Consider the following 3,182-nt stretch of genomic DNA (forward strand, 5'->3'; position numbering starts at 1 on the left):
ATATTAACGGGCTGCCGGGCCCCTGCCCTGCCCGGTTCAAGCCCCGATCGAATTGGAAAAAAATTGGCTTCGCAGCCGCCCGCCAGGTTTGGAGACAAGGCCAAAGCCGCAGCGGCAAAACCGCTGCGCGCCGATGCGCAGCGCAACCGCGACATGCTGGTCGAGGTCGCAGCAGTGGCCTTTGCCGCACATGGCGTTGATGCCTCGCTGGAGGAGATCGCGCGCCAGGCCGGCGTCGGCATCGGCACGCTCTACCGGCACTTTCCGACGCGCGAGCATCTGGTCGAGGTGGTCTACCGGCGCGAAGTGGAAGGCCTGTGCCAGGCCGCCGACGAGCTCGCCCTTCACCATTCGCCGGACGTCGCGCTCGAACATTGGATGCAGCGCTTCGTCGACTACATCGCCACCAAGCGCGGACTGGCGACAAGCCTGCGCATCCTGCTCACGACGAACTCCACATTGTTCTCCGACGTTTCGGGCAGGGTGACACTTGCCTTGCGACGGCTGATCGAGGCGGCGGTGGCCGACGGCTCGATCCGCAGCGACGTCGACGCATCGGACGTTCTGCACGCGCTGGGCGGCATCTATTCGGCGCCCGACACCAAGGACTGGCGCGACCGCTCGCGCCGGCTGGTATCGCTGCTGATGGACGGGTTGAGGTTTGGGGCGGGCAGGTCGGCGAAGGGTGGCGGGTGAAGGCTGGGCTGCAGTCGAACCTCCATACTCTCTCAACTGGGGTGGAGGATCCGAAAGCGATCTGGTTCCGCCGGATTTCGATCAACGATTTGGATTGGCCACCAAGCCCATTGCCAAACGCTGGCTCCTGGCGTGCGGGAGAACTGGATTTTCCCGCTAGTGCCTTCAAACTGCAGCGCACGCCGGGGTTCGGCAGTGCGCGCCCGGTCCACGCCGCGAGATGAAGTTCGCGTTGGGTCATTTCCGATGTTGGCGCTTCCTACGAGCATCTGGAAGCGGAACGGCGGCTTCAGGAACTTGTCTTCGATTGCCGGCATCGGGGCGCGCTCGCATCGTTGCGAGCAACTTCTCAGCGGACTCGGCAACGGAAGCCGCCTGCTCCAGGAACTCGGCGCGTTCGGCGGAAAAAACTTAGCGAGTTGACGAAGTTTTCGCTTGCGCCAGCGGCAAATTGGGCGATAGTTAGCGACATGGCTAAGCATGATCCTGATCTATCGCTGCTCTTCCACGCGCTCGCTGATCCGACCCGCCGGTCGATCCTGACCCGGCTTGCCGAAACACCTGCGCAGGTGACGGATCTCGCTGGTCCCACGGGACTGCGTCTGCCCACGGTGATGCGGCACCTTTCCGTACTGGAGGAGGCAGGGTTGATCTCCACCTCCAAGGACGGGCGGATACGCACCTGCGCCATCGTGCCCGAGGCTCTGGACCCGGTGCGGACATGGCTCGATGAGCAGCGGGCCATCTGGGAAGCTCGGCTCGACCGGTTGGACGCATTTGTGATGAATGTGATGAAGGAGCGCGCAGAATGACACAGAACGTCGCTACAAACAGCGCGACCCATGCGGTGCCTGATGATAAGAAAAGCCGCTTTGCGACACTCACCTTCGAACGGGACGTGGCCGCGCCATTGGCCGTACTGTGGCAGGCATGGACCGCCCCGGCCGCGCGGGCGATCTGGGCTGCGCCATCAGCCTCGGTTACCGTGGAGTTCCTGGAGGCCGACACCAGGGTGGGTGGACGCGAGATCTCGCTCTGCAAGGTCGAGGACCAGCCTGACATCCGGTGCGAGAATGGCTGGCTTGCGCTGCAGCCGGCGGTGTGCAGCGTGAACTATGAGGTGATCTCGTGCGAAGGCGTGACGCAATCAGCAGCGCTGGTGACGGCAAATCTTTCAGGCACGCACGAGCGCAGCCGGCTGATCGTGACGGTGCAACTTTCATCGCTGGCGCAGGATATGGAGGCAGGCTATCGGGAAGGCTTCTCCGCCGGTCTGGACAACCTCGCGGGCGCGGCCGAACGAACCATGGTGCTGCAGCGGGTAATCCAGGCGCCGCGATCCATCGTGTGGGGCGCGTGGATGAACCCTGAAACGCTGCCGCAATGGTGGGGGCCGGAAGGCTTCTCCTGTCGAACGAAGAGGATCGACTTGCGAACGGGCGGCGAATGGGTTTTCGACATGATCGCGCCTGATGGCACGGTCTTCCCGAACCACCATCTCTATAACGAGGTCCGGCCCGAGGAGAGGATCGGCTATACGCTGCATTGGGGCGAGAACGGGCCGAAACATGCCGACGCCTGGGCCTCGTTCGAGGATCGGGACGGGGCAACAAAGGTAACGCTGGGCATGGTATTCAGCACGGCTGCCGAGTTCCAGGAGGCGAAAGGCTTCGGTGCCGTGGAACTGGGATTGCAAACTCTGGGCAAACTGGAACGCTTCGTCGCATCACGCTGAAATGCCGTGACTTCCCGTCGGCTCGAATTTGGGGTTGTGGACGAGGTCCTCATCCATGTCGCGCCCGTTCTCATCGGGACGGCATCCGCCTCTTCAGCCAGAACGGCATGGCGCCGGTCAGGCTGGAAAAGACCGAGGTCCTGGAGCCGGGGCGGATCACCAACATGCGCTTCCGCTTCACGGGATCGGGCCGAGAATTCACAAAGGGATACACGCAGAGGCGGGTTCTATGAGAAAACTGATCATATGGGACATGGTGACCGTCGACGGCTTCTTCGAAGGTCCGGACAGGGACATCAGCTGGTTCGTCTTCGAAGAAGAACTCGAGAACTACATTCGTGAGACCCAGGGAAAGGCCGACACGCTGATCTTCGGCCGCGTGACCTACGAGCTCATGGCAGCCTATTGGCCGTCCGAGCAAGGCTGGATCGCGGACTTTATGAACAAGATCGAGAAGGTGGTCTTCTCGCGCACGCTGAAAAGCGCCGACTGGAACAACACGAAGCTCTTCAACGGCAATGTCGCGGAAGAAGTCTCCAAGCTGAAGACCAGGGACGGCGGAGACATCTTCGTGTTCGGCAGCGCCGACCTCACGGCGACCCTGATGGAGCACGGCCTGATCGACGAGTATCACCTCGGGATCAACCCCGTCATTCTCGGGACAGGCACGCCGCTCTTCAAGGGCGGCCCGAACCGGATACCCCTGAAGCATCTGGAGACGAGGACCCTCAAGTCAGGTGTTGTCATTCTC

At 62.3% G+C, this 3,182-nt stretch carries 4 protein-coding genes; all 4 read left to right on the plus strand.

The features are described 5' to 3' along the window. Positions 1 to 63 precede the first annotated feature (63 nt). Positions 64 to 696, plus strand: a complete 633-nt coding sequence (locus EOA86_RS28165) for a TetR/AcrR family transcriptional regulator (protein WP_128344662.1) — start codon at positions 64 to 66, stop codon at positions 694 to 696. 470 nt (positions 697 to 1,166) lie between these two features. Then, complete coding sequence (locus EOA86_RS28175; protein ID WP_065008617.1) at positions 1,167 to 1,508, plus strand: metalloregulator ArsR/SmtB family transcription factor; 342 nt, start codon at positions 1,167 to 1,169, stop codon at positions 1,506 to 1,508. Next, a complete protein-coding gene (locus EOA86_RS28180) occupies positions 1,505 to 2,431 on the plus strand; it encodes an SRPBCC family protein (RefSeq protein ID WP_128344663.1) in 927 nt (308 codons plus the stop codon). The genes EOA86_RS28175 and EOA86_RS28180 overlap by 4 nt, the downstream gene beginning before the upstream one ends. Before the next feature lie 229 nt (positions 2,432 to 2,660). Then, the coding region (locus tag EOA86_RS28185) for a dihydrofolate reductase family protein (RefSeq protein WP_164892046.1) at positions 2,661 to 3,182 on the plus strand (522 nt) is incomplete at its 3' end.

The sequence above is a fragment of the Mesorhizobium sp. M5C.F.Ca.IN.020.32.2.1 genome (assembly GCF_004023105.1).
GTDB lineage: Bacteria > Pseudomonadota > Alphaproteobacteria > Rhizobiales > Rhizobiaceae > Mesorhizobium > Mesorhizobium wenxiniae.